Genomic DNA, 20,759 nt, shown 5'->3' on the forward strand with positions numbered 1-20,759 from the left:
CCCGCTACGGCGGCCGGTGGTGTTGCCGGTGGCGTCGTAGTCGTAGGTCTCCGTGCGGGCCCCGGCGCCCCCGGTCTGGGTGACCGTGGCGAGCCCGTGCGGCTTGGGCTTGCCGGGTGCGGGGTAGCTGCCCGAAGGGCTTGTAGCGGCGCTGGGACACCTGCTGGGTCGCCGCGTTGACGGCGAGCTCGCCGGTGCCGTTGTGGTTGTTGGCCAGGAAGTGCTGCGGCTCGACAAGACGACGGCCAAGGTCGAGGCCACCCGCTACTACATCCACGACACGGTCGCGGTCGCGGTACGGACCACGACCGCGGTGCGCGCCGCTCCGGCGTCAGGGTGCCGGGCAGTTCGATGAGCGCCAGCGGATTCCCCCGCGCCTCGTCGAGGAGGGCGGCCCGTCCGCGCGGGCGGAAGCCGGGTTCTGGTCATCAGAGGCGAGGTCGGGATCGGCAAGTCCGCCCTGCTCGACTACGCGGACATCGGCCAGCATCCGGTCGATCTCCGCCATCTCAGCGACGCGCCCGTAGAGCATGCCCACCACCGAACCGAGTTGATCTAGTCGAGGCGGGTTCAGTTTGTCAGGAAGTTCCGACTTTTTGTAAGGCGGATGGTCGCTATTTCGATTTTGCTTGGTGCCGTCGGTCACCCGGGAGGGCCGGCCGCGCCCTGGTTCACGGCCTTTGCGAGCAACTTCCGGGGGTGACCACTAAGGATCGCCGCCGTGGGCAGTCACGGACTATGGCCGGAACCGAGGCCGGAACCGGGCCCGGAGCCGGGGCCGAGATCGACGCGGTGGTGGTGGGGTCCGGGCCGAACGGGCTGACGGCGGCGGTCACCCTCGCCCGTGCCGGTCTGTCCGTACGCGTGTACGAGGCGGCGGCGACCGTCGGCGGCGGGGCGCGGACCGGCGAGCTGACGCTGCCCGGCTTCCGGCACGACATCTGCTCGGCGGTCCATCCGCTGGGCGCGGGTTCGCCCGCGCTCGGCGCGCTGCCGCTGGCCGAGTACGGCCTGACCTGGGTGGAGGCGCCGCTCCCGCTCGCCCATCCGTTCCCCGACGGGTCGGCGGCGACGCTGGCCCGCTCGGTGGAGGAGACCGCGGCCTCGCTCAGCGAGGACGGCGACGCCTACCACTCCCTGGTGGAGCCGTTCCTGGGCCGGTGGGCCGACCTCGCGCCGGACGTGCTGCGCGCCCCGCTCGACGGGCTGCCCCGCCACCCGGGGCTGCTCGCCCGCTTCGGCCCTCCCGCGGCGGCGCCCGCCGCGCTGCTCGCCCGCGTCTTCCGCGGCGAGCGCGCCCGCGGCCTGATCGCCGGGCTGGCCGCGCACGCCATCGCGCCGCTCGGCTCGCCCGCCACGGGCGGGGTCGCGCTGCTGTTCGCGCTCGCCGCGCACGACGTGGGCTGGCCCTTCCCGCGCGGCGGTTCACAGGCGTTGGCGGACGCGCTGGCCGGCTACCTGCGTGCGCTCGGCGGCCGGATCGAGACCGGGCGTCCGGTCGGGAGCCTCGCCGAACTGCCACCCGCCCGCGCCTACCTGCTCGATGTCATGCCCGAGGATCTCGCCGCCCTGGCCGGTGACCGGCTGCCGGAGCGGTACGCGGCCCGCCTGCGCCGCTACCGGCACGGCCCGGCCGTCTTCAAGATCGACTACGCGCTGTACGGGCCGGTGCCATGGACGGCCGAGGACTGCGCACGCGCCGGCACCGTACATCTCGGCCCGTCGATCGAGGAGATCGGCGCGGCCCTGCGCGCCGCCTGCCGCGGCTCGGCGCCGCGCACGCCGTTCCTCATCGCCGCGCAGCCCAGCCTGTTCGACCCGACCAGGGCGCCGGAGAACCGGCACGTTCTGTGGGTCTACGGGCACGTGCCGAACGGCTGGCGCGGCGACCTCACCGAGGCGGTCGAGCGCCAGATCGAGCGCTTCGCCCCCGGCTTCCGCGAGCACGTCCTGGCCCGTGCCACCGCGGGCCCCGCCGAGATCGAGGCCCGCGACCGCAACAACATCGGCGGCGACATCGCGGGCGGCCGGTGCGACCGGCTGCGGCTGATGTTCCGCCCCGTCCTGGCCCGGGTGCCGTACGCCACCCCGGATCCGGCGATCTACCTGTGCTCGTCGGCCACGCCACCGGGGCCGGGGGTGCACGGCATGTGCGGGCATCACGCGGCGCGCACCGCGCTGCGCCGGGTCTTCGGGGTCACGGAGTAGGTCATGGACTGGTTCACCGCACCCGACTACTGGCTGAGCCGGCTGGTCTTCCAGCGGGGCCTGGCCGCGATCTATCTGGTCGGGTTCCTCGTCGCCCTGAACCAGTTCCCCGCGCTGCTCGGCGCGAACGGGCTGACACCGGTGCCCGCTTTCCTGCGCCGGGTGCCGTTCCGCCGCGCGCCGAGCGTCTTCCACCTCCGCTACTCCGACCGGCTCTTCGCCCTGGTCGCGGGAAGCGGCGCGCTCATGTCCGCCGCCCTCCTGGCCGGGCTCGCCGACCTGGTCCCGTTATGGGGCGCGATGCTGATGTGGGCGTTCCTGTGGGTCCTCTACCTGTCCATCGTGAACGTGGGCCAGGTGTGGTACTCCTTCGGCTGGGAGTCGCTGCTGTGCGAGGCCGGGTTCCTCGCGATCTTCCTGGGCAACGCGGGCACCGCCCCGCCCGTGCTCGTGCTGTGGCTGCTGCGCTGGCTGCTGTTCCGGCTGGAGTTCGGCGCCGGTCTCATCAAGATGCGCGGCGACCGCTGCTGGCGGGACCTGACCTGCCTCCATTACCACCACGAGACCCAGCCGATGCCGGGCCCGCTGAGCTGGTACTTCCACCGGCTGCCCGGACCGGTGCACCGGGTGGAGGTCGCGGGCAACCATGTCGCCCAGCTCGTCGCGCCGTTCGGGCTGTTCGCCCCCCAGCCGTACGCGAGCGTGGCGGCGGGCGTCATGATCGCCACCCAGTTGTGGCTGATCCTGTCCGGGAACTTCGCCTGGCTGAACTGGATCACCGTGGTGCTCGCCGCGTCGGTGGTGTCCTGGGGGGACCTGGCCGTCCTGCTGGGATTCGCGCCGCCGCCGCACCACGGCGACGCGCCCACGTGGTTCGTGGCAGTGGTGCTGGCCGCGACCGCGCTGATCGTCGCGCTCAGCTACTGGCCGGCCCGCAACCTCGTGTCGCGGCACCAGATGATGAACGCCAGCTTCAACCCGTTCCACCTGGTCAACACGTACGGCGCGTTCGGCAGTGTGACCAGGACCCGCTACGAGGTGGTGATCGAGGGCACCCGTGATCCGGAGGTCACGCCGGAGACCGTGTGGCGGGAGTACGACTTCAAGGGCAAACCGGGTGATCCCCGGCGGCGGCCGCCCCAGTTCGCGCCCTACCACCTGCGGCTGGACTGGCTGATGTGGTTCGCCGCCTTGTCCGCGGCGTACGCGCACCCGTGGTTCATGCCGTTCGTCCGCAAGCTGCTGAGGAACGACCGGGCGACGCTGCGGCTGCTGCGGGACGACCCGTTCCCGGACGCCCCGCCGACCTTCGTCCGTGCCCTCCTCTACCGCTACAGCTTCACCACGCGGCGGGAGCGGCGCGCGACCGGCGCGTGGTGGGAGCGCGAACTGGTGGAGGAGTACCTCCCGCCGGTCAGGATGGGCTCCCGTCACTAGTTCTCCGCATTCCGGCGAGCGGCACATCCGGCTACAGACGGGCGAGATCGGCGGCGATGGCGCGCAGCGTCTCCCGGGCGATGAGCCCGTACGCCAGGTTCGCGATCTCCAGCAGCGACAGGGGCAGCGCCTCCGGGAGCAGCGGGCTGTCCATCAGCGGGCCGAGGTGCGCCCGCAGGACCGCCTCGGCGGCCGGCTCGGCGATCAGCTCTCCGACGGGCGTGTCCACGGAGAGGCGCGCGTCGGGGAAGTCGTCCCGGCGCGGCGACGGGAGCGCCGCCGCCTCGACCTGCGCCCACTGCTCCCGCACCAGCAGCCGGGGCGGGCCGTCACCGGTGAGGCCGAGCCGCTCGTACTGCTCCGGAGGGGCGTCCGACGCGCGCAGCAGCTCCACCATGAGCTCCGCCATGCGGGTCTCCAGCGCGTCGTCGATCAGCGGGTTCCGCTGGTCCGGATCGCTCTCCAGGTCGTACAGCAGGCTGCCGAAGGCGTACGGGTCGGTGTAGGCGTGACCGGGCACGCGGAGCGTGGAGACGCCCTTGGTGAACGAGAACGGCGTGGCGAGCACCGCCTCACGCAACGTCTCCGCGGGGAACCGGCCGCGCATCAGCGTGGGCATGAGCGTGTACTCCGCCAGCGGCCGGTTCCCGGGTTCCGCGCAGGCGCGCATGTAGACGTAGCGGCCGTCGGTCACGCTGACGTGCCCGCCGAACAGGCCGAACAGCCCGGCACGGCGAACCGGCGTGTCCGCGGCGATCGTCTCCCGCAGCGGCACCCCCCGCATGTCGGGCGTGCGGTCCACCCCGAAGAACTCCAGCAGGGTCGGCGCGAGGTCGATGGTCTGCACCAGGCTGCCGCGGCGTTCCCCGGCGACCCGGCTGCGGGGGTCCCAGACGAACAGCGGGAGGTGGATCGTCTCGTCGTAGAAGGGGGGCGCGTTCTTCCCCCACCAGTCGTGCTCGCCCAGCAGCAGGCCGTGGTCCGTGCAGACGATCAGCATGGTGTCGTCCCACATCGCCAGCTCGTCCATCAGGTCGAGCACCCGTCCGAGCGAGCGGTCGCACATGGACAGCAGCGCGGCGTACCGGTTGCGGAGATGCTCGACCTGGGCCGGCGTCTCGGTCACCTGCTTGTAGTCCGGCCAGTCGAAATGCGGCCCGTCGTAGTCGTCGGGATAGAGCTTGCGATAGTCCTCGTACGAGAAGAACGGCTCGTGCGGGTCGAAGGTCTCGATCTGCAGGAACCATCGGTCCTCCGCGTGGTTCGTCCGCATGAAGTGCAGCCCCGCGTCGAACGTGAGCGTCTGCGGGTGGTCGGCCTCCTCGGCCATGTAACGCCGGTTGATCCAGTCCTGCCGCCGCAGGTCCGCGTTCGTCGCGTACGCGACGGTGTCGGGGACGACGGGGTCGGCGACGTGCCCCTTCCACTCGTCGCCTTCCTGGCCGCGGAAGAACTCGAATGTGTTGAACCGCGGATGGTAGGTCGCGCCGCCGTCCCCCCAGTAGTGCTGGTGGTCGGTGACCAGGTGCGTGTAGACGCCCTCCCGCTTCAGCATCTCGGGCGCCGAGTCGTCGAACGGCTCCAGCGGGCCCCAGGCGCGGTGCAGGAAGTTGTAGCGGCCGGTGTGCATCTCCCGCCGGGCCGGCATGCACGGCATGCTGCCGCCGTAACAGGTGTCGAACGTCGCGGTCCGCTCGGCGAGCCGCCGGAAGTTCGGCGCGTGGGTCCAGGAGGCGCCGTACGGCGGCAGGAACCGCCGGTTGAGGCTGTCGAACATCACCATGATCGATCTCATCGGACCCCCTTGATCCGGTACACGGCGGCCGAGCCGACCAGCATGATGAGCGCCGCCACGGCGTACAGGACGCGGTAGCTGGCGACCGTGGTCAGGACGAGCCACCCCAGCATCGGCGCGATGGGGACGTTCTGCGCCGCGTTGATGATCCCCACGTCGCGGGCGCGGCTGCGCCGGTCCGGCAGGACGTCGGTGACCAGCGCCTGGTCCACCGAGAGGAACGCGCCGTACCCCATGCCGAGCAGCGCCGCCGCGACGATGGCGGCGGGCCAGCTCGGCGCGAACGCGAGCAGCAGGGCGGACAGCGCCTGCAGCCCGCCGGACACCGCCACCAGTACGCGCCGCCGGGCCAGCCGGTCCGACAGGACGCCCCCGAGGAACCCGAAGGCCGAACAGAAGACCAGGTACACCAGGGTCAGGACGAGCAGAGCCTCATCCGGCCGCGGGCGGTGCAGCACGTCGGAGAGGAAGTAGAGCAGATACGCCGTACCCGCCGCGTTCCCCGCGTTGACCGCCACCCGGCAGAACAGCGCCCAGTAATAGTCCGGATGGCTGCGCGGGCGGGGGATCGGCAGGCGCGTGCCGCGTACGGGCACGTCGGCCGCGGGCGGCTCGGCCCGGCCGAGCAGGAACGGCAGGGCGCAGACCACGCCGACGAGCCCGGTCACCGCCCAGCGCGCCGGCATCGACTCGATCAGCATCGTGACGACGACCATGCCGACCGCGAGGGAGACCACCTGCGGCACGCCCATCGCCGCCGACGCGGCGCCCCGCTGGCCGGGCGGCACCTGGTCCGCGATCACCGCGCTCAGGGCCACCAGCGTCATCGCGTTGCCCGCCGCCACCAGGGCCATCAGCGCGGCGACCGCCCGCCAGTCCGTCTGCAGGCCGATCAGCGAGAGCGCCGACCCGGTGAGCAGCAGCCCGCCGAGGGCCCACGGCCTGCGGCGGCCGAACCTGCTCCGCGTCCGGTCGCAGGCCATCCCGGCGAACGGGATGCAGACGAGGGAGACGACCGCGCCCTCGATGAGCAGGAAGGACAGCACGTCCACCTTGTGCTCCGGCGCCACCGTCTCGATGAGCTGCGGCGTCAGGAACTGGGGCGGCAACATCACCGTCAGCCAGTAGCCGAACCAGGCCAGCGCGAAGGTCCAGATCCACCCCTTGCCGACCGGCGTCTGAGGCTCCGCGGTGACCGCCGGCGCTTCTCCGGAAGGCGCGGAAGGCTCTCCCGGGTCGGCCAGGACATCGCTCATGACGGCACCTTCCTGAAGACGACGAGGTCGCTGCGGTAGTCCGGGCCGACGATGAACCAGGAGGGGACGGCGACGCCGACCGCCATCAGGGCCGCGCCGTGCCAGCGTGCCCCCTTGAGCGGGTCGTCTCCCTCCACGACCTCGTAGACGGCGTCCGGGTCGAGACCCGCGAGGCGCAGCCGCCGCGGCCCGCGCTTCCCGGTCGCGTACGGGTTGTAGGCGAGGACCACCACCAGGTCGTCCAGCGTGTACTGCAGGGCGGACCGGGTCACGCCCGGGTCACCGGTCAGCCGGTGCAGGGTCCCGTGCTGGACGACCGGCCGGATCGCCTTGTACCGGGCGACCAGCTCGCGGGCCTCGTCCGCGTCCTCCTCGCTCCACCGCCGCACGTCCGCGCCGACCGCGAGGACTCCCGCCATGGCCACATGGAAGCGGTAGCGCAGCGGCACCTCCCGCATCGTGATCGGGTTCGGTGCGTCGGTCACCCAGGCCGCCATGACGTTCGCGGGATAGACGTGCGACATGCCGTGCTGGATGCCCTGACGGTCCCGCGCGTCGGTGTTGTCGGACGTCCACACCTGGTCGGCGCGGCGCAGTATGCCGAGATCCACCCGGCCGCCGCCGCCCGAGCAGGACTCGACCCGCAGGCCGGGGTGGCGCCGCCGCAGCTCGTCGAGCACCGCGTAGACCCCTCGGGTGTGCTCGATCCAGAGCATGTCCGAGCGCTCACCCGGCTGGCCCGCCTGCGTGAAGCTGCGGTTCATGTCCCACTTGAGGAAGGCCAGGCGGTGCTCGCCGACCAGCCGGTCCAGCCAGCCGAGCGCCCAGTCGCGTACGTCCTCGCGGGCGAAGTTCAGGACCAGCTGGTCGCGCAGGGTGTCGCGACGCCGGCCGGGATAGTGCAGCACCCAGTCGGGACGCGCCCGGTAGAGCTCGCTGTCGGGATTGACCATCTCGGGTTCCACCCACAGACCGGCCGCCATGCCCAGATCCCGTACGCGGTCGAACAGGCGGGTCATCCCCTCGGGGAACTTGGCGCGGTCGGGCCACCAGTCGCCCAGCCCCCGGATGTCGGAGTCGCGGCGGTGGAACCAGCCGTCGTCCACGACGAACAGCTCGACGCCGATCGCGGCCGCGCGGCGGGCCAGATCGAGCTGCCCCTCCTCGGTGACGTCGAAGGCCGTGGCCTCCCACGAGTTGTAGAGGACGGGCCGGTCCTCACGCGGCGCCGGCGACACGTGCTCGCGCGTGTACGCGTGCCAGGCCCGGCTCGCCGCGCCGAACCCTCCGGTCGTATGGAGGCCGAGCACGCGCGGGGTCTCCAGGGACTCGCCCGGCGCCAGCCGCCAGCGTGGGCCGTCGTGGCCGAATCCGGCGGTCACCGCCAGGTCGCCCTCGGGCCGGTGCTGCGCGGTCAACCGCCACGAGCCGCTCCAGGCGAGCGCGACGCTCCAGACCTCGCCGTGCTCCTCGGTGGCGTCGCCGGCGTCGATCATGATCCACGGGTTGGCGCGGTGGCTCGTCGTGCCGCTCCTGCTGGTGAACGTCGTCTCGCCGACCGGCAGCTCGCCCCGCTGGACCTGGTTCTCCAGCAGCTGCGCGCCGTACACGCCCGTGTAGCGGTACGCGTCCCGCTCCGGGATCTCCCAGTTGCCCGAGTCCAGCCGGCCCACGGCCACGGCGCCGGGCGCGGAGGCGTCGAGCCGCAGGGTGGTCCAGCGTTCGATCACCTCGCCGACCGCCTCGACGTGCAGGTCCGCCTCCAGGCCGAAGGCGTCGTCACGCAACGTGACGGTGAGGCGCTCGCCGTCCATCCGCGCCGACGTGTAGCGGAACTCGACCGAGCGGATGTCGCCGGGATAGGTCACCTGCAGGGACGGCACGCCCCAGCGGGTGCCCCCCTCCACCGGCAGCAACTCCGCGGTGTCCCGGGGGTCGAAGAAGCTGCTGTCCACCCGGGGTGGAGCCGGGGGCAGGGGAGCGGCCAGTGCGTCGCCGGGCAGCCGCGGCCCCCAGTAACGCTGGAGCACCCGGGCCTCCCCGGTCGCCGGGTCGCTCTCGACGGCGACCACGTACGCCGTGGTCCCGGTGACGACGGCCCAGGTGTCGGGCCGCGTACCGGCGCGAAGGACGGGCATCGGCGGATCCTTACGTTGTCGAATCCCGGTCGAACCGCTGTCCCCGGCGCGCGCCGCCCCCACGGCACCGCGGTCCGCGGTCGCACCAAAAGGTGATTGGGGCTCATGTTATTGCGGAGCGTGGGCGGCCAGTCAAGGCACGATTGGGCATCGGCGCTTCGCCGAACTCAGCGCGTGTCGAAGAGTTCCGCACTCGACGCGGCGCGTGCGGCCGCCTCGGTCACGATGGGCATCAGGCGCTCGGCGTCGTCGTGGTCGTAGTCGGCGTGCTTCCGCTTGCGCACGCCGTACAGATCGAGCCGCACGTGCTCGTCGGGAGTCACGTCGTGGCGGCGCAACGCGGCGAGCACGCAGGTGAGGGGGCAACCGTCCAGCGCCAGGATCGGCCGGCCGGAGGTGGCGACCCGGACCAGGGAGCTGACGTCCCCGCCGACCCCGGCGATGCACGACATCTCCGCGAGCCCTTCGCGGTCCAGGCGGAGGGCCAGGTCATTGGCCATCTGCGCGGCGCTCGAACAGCCGGAGCAGGAGTAGACGAGCGGTAACTGCGCTCTTCTGGGCCTGGGCACGATCCTCATCCCCTTCGTACGGGCAACGTGGTGAGCATGATCCACGCTGTCACAGGAGCCGAGGTCCGCACGCGGGACCTTCAGCCCGAATCTCCGGGGCGAAGGGCCGTTGCCGCCGCGGACCGGAGTGCCGGGGACGGCGGCACCCGGAACGGGGCGAGGCGATGCCGGCTCCGCCCGCGACGACCCCGCTTGACCTGCCGGTATGGCGGCTCGCGGTCGGCGGCCGTCGCGTCCGGACCGCCTCCGGAGACATGGCAAGGGGCCGTCGTCGTTTTCGATGCTCAGGGCCGTAAAGCGTCACGGATATTGGGGTTGTGCTTTGTGATCGTCAGCATTCCCTCCACACAATGCATGCCGAACGACCCAGGAGACAACCAATGGGGACAGGCAACTCGCGGCGCGGGCTGGCGGCTCTGGCCGTCTGCGCGCTGAGCCTTTCGCCGGTGGCCGGTGCCGCCGCCTTCGCCGCGCCCGCCGCGGCATCGGCCGCGTCCGCGCCGCAGGAGACCACACTGAGAGTGAAGATGTCGGGCTCGGGCGTCGACACGCTCAACCCGTTCCTCGCCTTCTTCGACGGCGCCTACGACATTTTCGCCGGGATCTATCCCACGCTGAACTCGCTGGACGAATACGGCAAGCCGGGCCCCTATCTGGCCGAGTCGTGGACGCAGTCTGAGGACAAGCTCACGTGGACCTTCACGCTCAGGGACGGCCTGAAATGGAGTGACGGCACGCCGATCACCGCTGACGACGCCGCCTGGACACTGAACCTGATCATGACCGACGCGGTCGCGGGCACCGCCAACGGCTCGCTGGTCAGCAACTTCGAGTCGGTCAGCGCACCCGATCCCACGACGCTGGTCGTCACGACCAAGGAGCCGCAGGCCAACGTCACCTACGTGAGCATCCCGCGCAGCGGCATCCCGATCGTGCCGAAGCACATCTGGGAGTCCCGGGCCAAGGACCTCAAGGACGTCAAGAACGACACCTTCCCCATCGTCGGCTACGGCCCGTGGACGCTCACGGACTACAAGCCCGAGCAGTACGCGAAGTTCGACGCCAACAAGGACTTCATCCTCGGCAAGCCGGGCTTCGACCACATGATCCAGCAGAGCTTCAAGTCGGTCGACGCCGCCGTCGCCGCGCTGCGCAGCGGCCAGCTCGACTACATCAACGGCGTGAACGCGACCCAGTTCACCGCCCTGCAGGCGGACAAGAGCCTGCTGACCGTCCAGGAGGTCGGCAACGGCTGGACCGGGCTCGAGATCAACCACAACGCCCGCACCCGTACCGGCAAGAAGATCGGCACCGGCCACCCCGCGCTGGGCGACCCGGTGCTGCGCCATGCGATCGCGCTGGCCACCGACAGGAAGACGCTGGTCGACAAGGTGATCAACGGCCTGGGCGTGGTCGGCTCCGGCTACCTGCCCCCGGCCTGGCCGCAGTGGAGCTGGAAGCCGGCCGCGGGTGAGGAGACGCCGTTCGACCTCGCCCAGGCGAACAAGGTCCTCGACGACGCCGGCTACACCAAGGGCGCCGGCGGCGTCCGCGTCGACCCCAAGAGCGGCAAGCCGCTGGAGCTGCGCCTCGGCATCCACTCCGACGACGCGATCGACGCGGGCATCTCCAACTACCTCAAGGGCTGGCTGGAGACGGTCGGCATCAAGCTCGAGATCCAGACATTGAGCATGAGCGCGCTCAACAGCGACCTGGCCAAGGGCGACTGGGACCTGCTGATGGACGGCTGGACCACGGGTCCCGACCCGACGTTCCTGCTCGGCATCCAGACCTGCGCCGCGCTGCCCAAGGACGACGGCACCGCGGGCAACACCGACTCCTTCTTCTGCGACAAGGCCTACGACGAGCTGTTCACGAAGCAGCTCACCACGTTCGACCAGGACGAGCGCGCCAAGCTCGTCGGTGAGATGCAGAGCATCCTCTACAAGGCCGACGTCAACCAGATGCACTTCTACGCCAACACGCTCGACGTGGCCCGCACCGACACCGTGACCGGCCTGATCACCGGGAAGCCGGACGCGCAGGGCATGTACCCGGCGCAGAGCTACTCGTTCTGGGGCTACCTCAAGGCCACGCCGGCCACCGCCAAGACGGCGGCGACCTCGGCGAAGGAGGAAGGCGGCGGCAGCCTGGTGTGGATCGGCGGCGCCGTCCTGCTCCTCGCCCTCGTCGGCGGCGTGATCGTGCTCAAGCGCCGTTCGGGCGCGGACGACCGTGAGTAGTCTCACCACCACGAGCCCGGCCAAGGTCAAGGCGCAGGGGGTCAAGCGGTCGGACTTCCTGCCCTATCTGGGCGGGAAGCTGGCCGCGGCCCTGGTCAGCTTCCTCGTCACACTGGTCATCGGCTTCGTGATCTTCAGCCTGATGCCGGCCGACCCGGTGCGCACCCTGACCAGGGGCCGTCCCACCAGCGAGGCCCAGCTCGTCCAGATCCGCGTCCAGCTCGGTCTGGACGACCCGATCTGGGAGCGGTTCCTCACCTTCGTCGGCAACACGCTCAAGGGCGAGCTCGGCTACTCCTGGCAGTTCCAGCAGTCGGTCTCGTCACTGGTGGCGGACCGGATCGGGCCGACCCTGCTCCTCATGGGCACGGCCGCGGCCCTGTCGATCGCGCTCGGCCTGTGGCTCGGCATCCGCAGCGGCTGGCGGCACGGCAGCCTGTTCGACCGGATCGCGTCCAGCACCTCGCTCGCCCTGTGGTCGGTGCCGACGTTCTGGCTCGGCATGATCCTGCTGGTCGCCTTCAGCGTGGGCGTCGGCCCGATCCCGAGCCTGCTCCCCGCGGGCGGGATGAGCGACCCGTCGCTGCCGCAGGAGGGCTGGGCCCACGTCGTCGACGTCGCCAAGCACCTGGTGCTGCCCTGCCTGACCATGGTTCTGGTGGTCTTCGCCCAGTACGTCACGGTGATGCGCACCTCGATCATCGACGAGATGGGCAGCCCCTACCTGCTGACCGCGAGAGCCAAGGGCCTGACCGACGACGCCGTACGGCGGCGCCACGCGGTGCCGAACGCGCTGCTGCCCTCGGTGACCATGATCTTCATGCATCTCGGCATCCTGGTCAGCGGCGCGATCACGGTCGAGTCCGTCTACTCCTGGCCCGGCCTCGGCTACCTGACCTACGAGGCGCTCAGGATCCCCGACCTGCCCCTGCTCCAGGGCACCTTCATCGTCTTCAGCGCGAGTGTGATCATCATGAACCTCCTGGCGGACGTGGTCTACCGCTTCCTCGACCCGAGAGTGCGGGCCCAATGAAGCGCCATGACCGAGGCGGTGCCCGATGACCGCAGCCACGTACACCTCGGCCGCTCCCAAGGCCCCGCGCCGTCACGCGTTCAGCCGGTTCTGCCGCGCCTACGCCAAGCGGCCCGCCGGGCTGGCCGGGCTCGGCCTGCTCATCGCCTTCGGCGCGCTCGCCCTGGCGGCGCCGCTGTTCATCGGCGACGACCAGCTCAACGTGATCAAGGTGGACGGCCCGCAGCTCTCGCCGCCCGTCGACGGGTACCCGCTCGGCACCGATCAGGCGGGGCGCTCGATCTTGCTGCTGGTCATCTGGGGCGCGCGCGAGTCGCTCAGCATCGGCCTCATCGCCACCGCGCTCACCGTGGTCCTCGGTAGCGCGGTCGGCCTGCTGGCCGGGCACTACCAGGGCTGGGTCGGCAAGATTCTTATGCACGTGACCGACTGGTTCATCGCGCTGCCCAGCCTGCCGCTGGCCATCTCGCTCTCCGCGGTGCTCGGCCAGGGCGCGGCGTCGATCACGATCGCCATCGCGGTCACCTCGTGGACCGCGACCGCCCGCCTCGTACGCGCCCAGACGCTCGCCGTCGAGGCGCGGCCCTTCATCGAACGGGCGAAGGTGCTGGGCGCGGGCAACACGCAGATCATGATCAGGCATGTGCTGCCCAACGTCATGCCGCTGATCCTCGTCTCCAGCACACTCACCGTCGCCTCGGCGATCCTGTCGGAGGCCACGCTGACCTTCCTCGGCCTCGGCGACCCGACCAGCGTGACCTGGGGCTCGATGCTCGAGGCGGCGTTCCTGGGCGGCGCGGTCACGGCGGGCGCGTGGTGGTATCTGATGCCGCCGGGCATCGCGATCCTCATCGTCGTGCTCGGTTTCACGCTCGTCGGCCGCGCCGTCGAGCACGTGCTCAACCCGAGGATGGTGGTGGGCCGATGACGGCGCACGAGCGGACCACGGCACCGGAGGGACAGGCCGCCCCCATGCTCGACGTCCGTGACCTGCGGGTGAGCTACCGGAGTGGCGAGCAGACCGTGCCCGCCGTACGCGGCGTGAGCTTCACCCTCGACCGCGGCCAGACCCTCGGCATCGCGGGGGAGTCCGGTTCGGGCAAGTCCACGATGGCGCTCAGCCTGCTGCGGCTGCTGCCCGCCTCAGCCCAGGTGAGCGGCGAGGTCCTGTTCAAGGGAGAGGACCTGCTGACCGCCAAGTGGGCGCGGCTGCGCGCGGTGCGCTGGTCGGCGGCCTCCGTCGTGTTCCAGGGTGCGATGAGCGCCCTCAACCCGGTGCGCACGATCGGCGAGCAGATCCGCGAGCCCATCCTGCTGCACGACAAGATCGGCCAGAGGGCGGCACGCGAGCGCGCCGCCGAGCTGCTCGACAGCGTGGGCGTGCCCTCGCGGCGGCTCGAGTCCTACCCGCACGAGTTCTCCGGCGGCCAGCGCCAGCGCATCATGATCGCGATGGCACTGGCCTGCCGTCCGGACCTGATCATCGCCGACGAGCCGACCACCGCGCTCGACGTCATGGTCCAGGCACAGGTGCTGAACCTGCTCGGCGAGCTGGTACGCGAGGCGGGCATCGGCGTCATCATGATCAGCCACGACCTGTCGGTGCTGTCGCACATGTGCGAACGGCTCGCCGTCATGTACGCCGGACGGATCACCGAGATCGGCCCGTCCAAGCGGCTCATCGCCGAGCCCCGGCACCCCTACACGCGGGCGCTGGGCCGGGCCTTCCCGACGATCGGCGACCCGGCCTCACGGCTCGCGCCCGCCGGGCTCCCCGGCGACCCGCCCACGCCGTCCGAGCTGGCCAGGCTCAGTGAGGGCAGGGGCTGCGCGTTCGCGCCGCGCTGCTCCGAGGCCATGGACGCCTGCCGTACCGACACCGTGGAGCTGTGGCCGAGCGGTCCGCGGCGCGAGGCCGCGTGCCTGCGCGTGCTGGAAGGGAGCGGGACGTGAAACCCGTGCTCGAAGTCCGCGACCTGACGGTCACCTATCCGGCGCGCAGGGGAGCCGCGCCCGCGCGCGCCGTCGACGGGGTGAACCTGCGGGTACGGCAGGGCGAGATCGTCGCGCTCGTCGGCGAGTCGGGATGCGGCAAGTCCACGCTCGCCAGAGCCCTGGTCGGGCTGGTGAAGCCGACCGGCGGCCAGGTGCTGAGCGACGGCGAGCCGCTCGGCTACTCCGCCGCAGCGCTGAAGGCCTACCGCCGCCACACCCAGCTCGTCCTGCAGGACCCGGGTGGCGCGCTCAACCCCAGGCAGAACGTCTTCGACGCCGTCGCCGAAGGGCCCAGGCTGCACGGCCTGACCGACCGGCTCGACGAGCGCGTGCACACCGCGCTCGCCAAGGCCGGGCTGCGGCCGCCCGAGCAGTTCGCGGGCCGTTTCCCGCACGAGATGTCCGGCGGCCAGCAGCAGCGCGTCGTCATCGCGGGGGCGCTCGCGCTCGAACCTTCGGTGATCGTCGCCGACGAGCCGGTGGCCTCGCTCGACGCCTCGGTCAGGGGCGAGATCCTCAAGCTGATCCTTGAGCTGCGCGACTCGCTCGGCCTGTCCGCGCTCGTCGTCAGCCACGATCTCGGCCTCGCCTGGAACATCGCGGACAGGGTCGCCGTCATGTATCTCGGCAGGATCGTCGAGACAGGTACGGTCGAGGAGGTCCTGCTCCGCCCCAAGCACCCCTACACCAGGGCGCTGCTGTCGGTGCTGCCCGACTCGGGCGAGCCGCCCGTGCTGCTCACCGGCGAGCCGCCGGACCCGACCTCCGTACCCGGCGGCTGCCGCTTCCACCCCCGATGCCCGCTCAGGGCGGCCGAGCAGGACCTGCGGTGCGACGGTGAGGACCTGCCCGTCCTGACCGGCGACCCGTCGGCGTCCAGCCTCGCCGCCTGCCACCTCGTCCAGTGAAGGAGACTCCCTCTGTGACCGCTTTCCTCCGTCCGCCCGCCCTGCGACCCGGCGCCCGTGTCGCCGTCATCGCCGCCAGCAGCCCGCCGAACCAGGCCAACCTGGACCGCGGCCTGGCGGCGATGGAAGAGGTCGGCCTCAAGCCCGAGGTGTTCGCCTCCTCGCGGGTCGGCGGGACCGAGTACGACTACCTGGCGGGCGGCGACGCCCTCCGGGCGGCCGACCTGACCAAGGCGCTCGGCGACCCGGCCTTCGACGCGGTCTTCTGCGCCGGCGGCGGGTACGGCATGCAGCGCACCCTCGAACTGGTCGACTGGTCGAAGATCGACGCGGCCAGACCGAAGGTCGTGGTGGGCTACTCCGACGTGACCGCGCTGCTGGAGGCGATCGCGGTCAAGCTCGGCTGGGCGTCCCTCTTCGGGCCCATGGTCGCCTGCGACGGCTTCTACCAGGGACCCGGCGAGTACGACTTCGACGAGCTGATGAAGCTGCTGTTCCACCCGGAGACGGTGACCGAACTGGTCTTCCCCGACGCCAGGACCGTCGTGCCCGGCGTCGCGGAGGGCCACACGCTCGGCGGCACGGCCACGCTGCTGGCCGCCTCCCTCGGCACCGACACGTCCCTGCCCGCCCGGGGGGCGATCCTCTTCCTCGAAGACGTGGACGAGGAGCTGTTCCGGATGGACCGCTACATCACCCAGCTCCGCCGGGCCAGCTACAGCGACGGCGTGGCCGGCATCCTGCTCGGCACGTTCACCAACTGCGGCGAGCCGCGCGACGTGGAGCGCATGCTGGTGGAGCGGCTGAGCGACCTCGGAGTGCCGGTCCTCGCCGGGGCGGACATCGGGCACGGCATCTCGATGCAGACCTACCCCATCGGTGTCCGGGCCCGGCTCGACACGGAAGCGGGCAGGTTGCGCTTCCTGGAGCCGGTGCTCACGTCCTGATATCTCCGCTGACGGATCCACTCCCGCCCCGAGCCGGTCTCAGCTCCCGCTGGGGGCGGGACCGGGCGAGGCCGATCCGGTGTACGGCGGCAGCGGCAGGGGCCGGTCGAGGAGGTAGGCGCGCAGCGTCGCCAGATACGTCTTCGGCTGGTCCATGGCGATGGCGTGTCCGGCCCGCGGCACGTACACCAGCGTGGAGTCCGGCAGGGTGCGCCGGTAGTCGTCGGTGACCTCCCACTTCTTGTAGTCGCACTCGCCCCGCATCACCAGGGTGGGTACCCGGACTCCGCGCAGTCGCGGGCGCGGGTCGGGCAGGGTCCTGGCGTCGTCGATCGTGAACTGGTTGACGTAGTAGCCCTGCCGGTTGGCCGGGAGCCGCGCCGGCGGCCGGCCGGGGCACTGGGCGGCGGGCAGCGACACGGCGAGGATCTCCCGGAAGCGCGTGTCCGCCTCCCGGTCGCCGACCAGGGCGTGCGCGGCCTCCGGATTGATCCCCGCGAGCAGGTCGAGCGCGAGCATGCGCGGGCCGGAGGCCAGATCTTCGATGCGCGTCCGTTGCCCGGCGGTGAGGCGGTCCCACAACTCTCCGGTGCTCTGGCCGGGGAAGGCGCCGTACCACAGAACGCCGGGCGAACTCAGCACGGCCTTGGCGACATGCCCGGGGTACGCGGCCATGTAGTGGGCGGCCAGGGCGCCGCCCCAGGACTGCCCGACCACGATGATCTTTTCGGCGCCGATCGCCCGGCGGATCGCGTCCAGGTCGGCGACCTGCCGCGCCACCGTATAGCCGGTCACGTCGGAGAGCCTGCTGGAGCGCCCGGCGCCGAGCTGGTCGTAGGCGTACACGTCGAACCCGTCGGCGGCCAGGGCCTTCCCGGCGTCGGAGACCCCGTCGTTGGCGGTGCCGGGGCCGCCGTGCAGGAACACCACGGGGGTGGGACGCGCGGCGCCGGACGCGGGGACGTGGCTGTAGGCGATGCGCGATCCGGTCGGCAGGTTCCAGTACCGGACGTCGGGTCCGGCGGCAGGATCGCCGGGGGCCGGCATCGGACGGAACACGGTCACCCCGGCCAGGACGGCGAGCACCACGGTGGCGGCCGACGCGGTGATCGTGGCCGTCCGGCGGGCGCGGCGCAGGGCGAGGAGAGCGAACGCGCCCCAGGCGAGCGGGAACACCGCGACGCCGAAGGCGGCAAGCATGGTCGCGGCCAGAGCCGGGACCACGGCGGTCACGCCGGCCGCGCCGAGGAACCCGGCCACCGCCGCGACGAGGCCCGCGGCCAGGGACAGGAACAGGAGGAGGACGCCGCCGACGCGGCGGAGAACGGTACGTGCCATAGTGATCACACTAGGAACGCGCCCGGCGGCGTTCCTCCTGCGTGCTGACGGTTTCTCCGGCGGCCGGCACCCCTCCCGCGGCGGGGGAGCGCCCCCGCCGGGTGGCGGGTCAGGGCACGCCGGGGCGCACCAGACCGCCCTCGTAGGCGGCGATGGTGGCCTGGACGCGGTCGCGCACGCCCAGCTTGGCCAGCACGACAGCGACGTGGTCCTTGACCGTGGCGGGACTGATGCCGAGGGCCGCGGCGATCTCGGCGTTGGTGCCGCCCCGGGCCACCTGGACCAGCACCTCGGTCTCGCGCGGGGTCAGGGCGGCCAGCCGGCCGTCGTCGAGCGCGGCGGGCGCGGCCGCGTAGTGGTCGATCAGGCGCCGGGTGACGCCCGGATCGAGCAGCGCGTCCCCGGCGGCGATCAGGCGGACGGCGTCGATGACCCGGTCCGGCTCGGCGTCCTTGAGCAGGAAACCGGAGGCGCCCGCGCGCAGTGCGGTGAAGACGTACTCGTCCAGCCCGAAGGTGGTGAGAACCAGCACCCTGGTGCGGGGCAGCGCCGCGGTGATGCGCGCGGTGGCGGTGATGCCGTCGAGGCCGGGCATGCGGACGTCGAGGACCGCGACGTCGGGACGCAGCTCGTGCGCCTGCCGTACCGCGGCGTCGCCGTCCCCGCACTGGCCGACCACGGTCAGGTCGGGCTCGGCGCCCAGGACGGCGGCGATGCCCGCGCGGACGACGGCCTGGTCGTCGGCGACCGTCACGCGGATCATGTCTCGATCTTCTCCGGAAGCCACACCCGCACCGTACCGTCGGCGGTCGCCGTGAGCGTGCCTCCGGCCGCGTCGACCATCGCGCGCAGGGCGCGCGGCGGGCCGGGGTCGCGGCGCGGGGCGACGGTGATCTCCAGGCCGTCCGGGGCGAAGCGGACCGTGACCCGCGCCTCGTCCGTGATCAGGGCCTCCACGGCGCGGTAGGCGGCCACCTCGACGGCCCCGGGGAGGGGACGCACGGCGCCGGTCAGCCGAGTGACGGCGCGATACCGGGCGGCGAGCGCGGTGAGGCTCGCGACGGTCGGCGGCAGGTCGTCGTCGGCCGCGGGATCCGCACGCAGTCCCGCGAGCAGTTCCCGCATCGCCGTCATCGCCGCGCGGGCCTCGGCCAGCACGCCGTCGAGATCGCCTCGGTGCGCGGCGGCGACCACGGCGGCCACCCGCGCGCCGGCGGTGTCGCGCAGGCCGCGGACCAGGCGCAGCCGTTCGGCCCGCGCGGCCTCGGCGGCGTCCCGCTCCACCGTGTCCCGGAGGGACGTCTCGGCGGCGGCCCTGGCACGCCGCCGGGCGCCGGCGCGCAGCCCCAGAGCCCACACGGTCAGCGCGGGTACGGCGGCGCCGCCGGTGAACACCGCCCAGCCCGCGAGCACGTGCGTCACTCCGTCGCTCACCAGCGCCAGGCCGGCGACGGCGGCGACCGCCACGGGCACCGGCCAGGTACGGCGCGCGTTCCTGCCGCCGGGGGCGTTCGAGGCGGCCGAGTGGACCAGCGCCAGATCGGCCCACCAGCACCACAGCAGCATGTCGGTGCTGTGCGGCGCGGTCCACCCCGACCGGTCGCAGGCGAGCCAGGCCAGCAGGGCGACGCTCGCCGCGAACGGCGCGACGCGCGGCAGCGCCCGGCGGAACACCAGCGGCGCGGCGTGCGCGGCGAGCAGGACGGCCAGCAGCGCCCGGCCGGGCCCGGACGTCGCGAACACGTCCGGCCCGCCCGCGGGGATCAGACCCGCGCCGAGCGGCAGGGCGAACGCCAGCAGCGCGAGCGCGGTGTCCAGAGCGCGCGTGCCCCGAGGCCCCAGCGCGGTACGGCCCGCCACGGTCCGCCACATCCGGGAGATCAGCGGCATCCGGGGTAACGGCGACCACGGGGCCGGTACGGCCTGCGGCAGCCGGGCGCGGACCGCCCACCCGGATCCCTCCGGGCCCGCGTCCAGGCCGCCGCCCGCGGCGGCCACCGCCCGGCGCAACGCCTCCAGGCCCGTGCCGCTGCCCAGCCCGCTGCCCGCCGCCGCGCCGCCGGAGTCGCGGACCTCGACCACCAGATCGTGTCCGTCGGCGTACACCCGCACGTGTACGGGCGTGCCCGAGGCGTACCGAGCGGCGTTGGTCAGCGCCTCGCGCGACACGCGGAAGGCGAGGGCCACAGCCTCCTCGGTGGCCTCGGCGACGCCGCGCCTGTACCGGGCGCCCGGGTGGGCGGCCACGAGCGCGTCCAGGTCGGCGAGCGCGCGCGGCGGGTCCAGGGCGTCGCCGAGGGCGTCGAGTTCGGCCAGGGCGGCGCGCCCGGCCTCGCCGGCATGCCGGATCGCCTCGTCCCGCAGGGCGGGCCCGTCCGGGCTCCGCGCGGACAGCCTCCGTGCGGCACCGGCGGAGACGACGACGCCGGTGAGCCGGTGCGCGACGACGTCGTGCAACTCCGCGGCGAACCGCGACCGCTCGGCCCGCGCGGCCTGCCGGGACACGGCCGCGGCCTGGAGGACGTACTCGGCACTGCCTTCGCGGGCGGCGGCCCGCCGTCGCCGTGAGCGTCCGAGGGCCCACAGCGCCGCCCCCGCGCCCAGCGCGAGCGCCGCTCCGGCGGCGGTGATCCGGGGCGAGGCGCCTCCGGCGGCGACCGCGACCGCGGTGACGACCGCCGCGCCGACCACGCCGAGCGCCGACGCGCCCGCCGTGCGGCGGCGGGCCAGCGCGTACAGCACCACGACGGCGGTGGCGATCGCCACGGGGACGCGGACGCCTCCGACAACGGCGCCCGCGGCGGCGGCCACAACGGCGGCCACGCTGGCGGCAACGGCCGGCGCCGCGCGGATGCCGAGCCGCGGGCCGCGCCTCGGAGACGTCACACGGTC

The 20,759-nt window shown here is 72.6% G+C and carries 17 protein-coding genes; 9 read left to right on the forward strand and 8 right to left on the reverse strand.

Annotation, left to right across the window (positions count from 1 at the left end; all coding sequences use genetic code 11):
- Positions 1-202: 202 nt before the first annotated feature.
- Positions 203-355, forward strand: a complete 153-nt coding sequence (locus AB0I59_RS39160; protein ID WP_358141518.1) for a hypothetical protein — start codon at positions 203-205, stop codon at positions 353-355.
- Here AB0I59_RS39160 and AB0I59_RS39165 read toward each other — a convergent pair.
- Complete coding sequence (locus tag AB0I59_RS39165) at positions 332-646, reverse strand: hypothetical protein (RefSeq protein ID WP_358141521.1); 315 nt, start codon at positions 644-646, stop codon at positions 332-334. The genes AB0I59_RS39160 and AB0I59_RS39165 overlap by 24 nt on opposite strands.
- A 92-nt stretch (positions 647-738) precedes the next feature.
- Here AB0I59_RS39165 and AB0I59_RS39170 point away from each other — a divergent pair, with 92 nt between their 5' ends.
- Positions 739-2,208 carry a phytoene desaturase family protein gene (locus tag AB0I59_RS39170; RefSeq protein ID WP_358141524.1) on the forward strand — a complete coding sequence of 490 codons (1,470 nt, stop codon included), beginning with the start codon at positions 739-741 and terminating at the stop codon, positions 2,206-2,208.
- Between the two features lie 3 nt (positions 2,209-2,211).
- Positions 2,212-3,645, forward strand: a complete 1,434-nt coding sequence (locus AB0I59_RS39175; RefSeq protein ID WP_358141527.1) for a lipase maturation factor family protein — start codon at positions 2,212-2,214, stop codon at positions 3,643-3,645.
- Positions 3,646-3,676: 31 nt separating this feature from the next.
- On the opposite strand, the gene AB0I59_RS39180 is transcribed toward AB0I59_RS39175, so the two are convergent.
- The 4 genes from AB0I59_RS39180 to AB0I59_RS39195 all read right to left on the reverse strand — a co-directional run bounded on the left by AB0I59_RS39180 (position 3,677) and on the right by AB0I59_RS39195 (position 9,403).
- Positions 3,677-5,440, reverse strand: a complete 1,764-nt coding sequence (locus AB0I59_RS39180; protein ID WP_358141530.1) for a sulfatase family protein — start codon at positions 5,438-5,440, stop codon at positions 3,677-3,679.
- Positions 5,437-6,696: an MFS transporter gene (locus AB0I59_RS39185; protein ID WP_358141533.1), complete on the reverse strand. Its 1,260-nt coding sequence runs from the start codon at positions 6,694-6,696 to the stop codon at positions 5,437-5,439. Before AB0I59_RS39185 ends, AB0I59_RS39180 begins: the two co-directional genes overlap by 4 nt.
- Complete coding sequence (locus tag AB0I59_RS39190; RefSeq protein ID WP_358141536.1) at positions 6,693-8,834, reverse strand: alpha-galactosidase; 2,142 nt, start codon at positions 8,832-8,834, stop codon at positions 6,693-6,695. The genes AB0I59_RS39185 and AB0I59_RS39190 overlap by 4 nt, the downstream gene beginning before the upstream one ends.
- 167 nt (positions 8,835-9,001) lie before the next feature.
- Positions 9,002-9,403, reverse strand: a complete 402-nt coding sequence (locus AB0I59_RS39195; protein ID WP_358141539.1) for a putative zinc-binding protein — start codon at positions 9,401-9,403, stop codon at positions 9,002-9,004.
- Positions 9,404-9,783: 380 nt separating this feature from the next.
- Between AB0I59_RS39195 and AB0I59_RS39200 the strand changes: the two genes are divergently transcribed.
- From AB0I59_RS39200 to AB0I59_RS39225, 6 genes are read left to right on the forward strand one after another with little or no spacing between them, the layout of a single operon-like run.
- Positions 9,784-11,646: an ABC transporter substrate-binding protein gene (locus AB0I59_RS39200; protein WP_358141542.1), complete on the forward strand. Its 1,863-nt coding sequence runs from the start codon at positions 9,784-9,786 to the stop codon at positions 11,644-11,646.
- Positions 11,639-12,679, forward strand: a complete 1,041-nt coding sequence (locus AB0I59_RS39205) for an ABC transporter permease (protein ID WP_061261277.1) — start codon at positions 11,639-11,641, stop codon at positions 12,677-12,679. The genes AB0I59_RS39200 and AB0I59_RS39205 overlap by 8 nt, the downstream gene beginning before the upstream one ends.
- Before the next feature lie 25 nt (positions 12,680-12,704).
- Complete coding sequence (locus tag AB0I59_RS39210; RefSeq protein WP_061261276.1) at positions 12,705-13,607, forward strand: ABC transporter permease; 903 nt, start codon at positions 12,705-12,707, stop codon at positions 13,605-13,607.
- The gene (locus AB0I59_RS39215) at positions 13,604-14,632 is read left to right on the forward strand and encodes an ABC transporter ATP-binding protein (RefSeq protein ID WP_358141546.1); all 1,029 of its coding nucleotides are present in this window, start codon (positions 13,604-13,606) and stop codon (positions 14,630-14,632) included. Before AB0I59_RS39210 ends, AB0I59_RS39215 begins: the two co-directional genes overlap by 4 nt.
- Entirely contained in the window at positions 14,629-15,582 is a 954-nt protein-coding gene (locus AB0I59_RS39220; RefSeq protein WP_435831183.1) for an ABC transporter ATP-binding protein, read from the forward strand. The genes AB0I59_RS39215 and AB0I59_RS39220 overlap by 4 nt, the downstream gene beginning before the upstream one ends.
- A 14-nt stretch (positions 15,583-15,596) precedes the next feature.
- Positions 15,597-16,529, forward strand: a complete 933-nt coding sequence (locus AB0I59_RS39225) for a S66 peptidase family protein (RefSeq protein WP_358141549.1) — start codon at positions 15,597-15,599, stop codon at positions 16,527-16,529.
- A 39-nt stretch (positions 16,530-16,568) separates the two neighbouring features.
- Here AB0I59_RS39225 and AB0I59_RS39230 read toward each other — a convergent pair whose 3' ends face one another.
- From AB0I59_RS39230 to AB0I59_RS39240, 3 genes are all read right to left on the reverse strand, one after another.
- A complete protein-coding gene (locus AB0I59_RS39230; RefSeq protein WP_358141552.1) occupies positions 16,569-17,867 on the reverse strand; it encodes an alpha/beta fold hydrolase in 1,299 nt (432 codons plus the stop codon).
- A 109-nt stretch (positions 17,868-17,976) separates the two neighbouring features.
- A complete protein-coding gene (locus tag AB0I59_RS39235) occupies positions 17,977-18,630 on the reverse strand; it encodes a response regulator (protein WP_061261271.1) in 654 nt (217 codons plus the stop codon).
- Positions 18,627-20,753 carry a histidine kinase gene (locus tag AB0I59_RS39240; protein ID WP_358141555.1) on the reverse strand — a complete coding sequence of 709 codons (2,127 nt, stop codon included), beginning with the start codon at positions 20,751-20,753 and terminating at the stop codon, positions 18,627-18,629. The genes AB0I59_RS39235 and AB0I59_RS39240 overlap by 4 nt, the downstream gene beginning before the upstream one ends.
- Between the last annotated feature and the right edge of the window lie 6 nt (positions 20,754-20,759).

It is taken from the genome of Microtetraspora glauca (assembly GCF_040656155.1).
GTDB classification, from domain to species: Bacteria; Actinomycetota; Actinomycetes; order Streptosporangiales; family Streptosporangiaceae; genus Microtetraspora; species Microtetraspora glauca.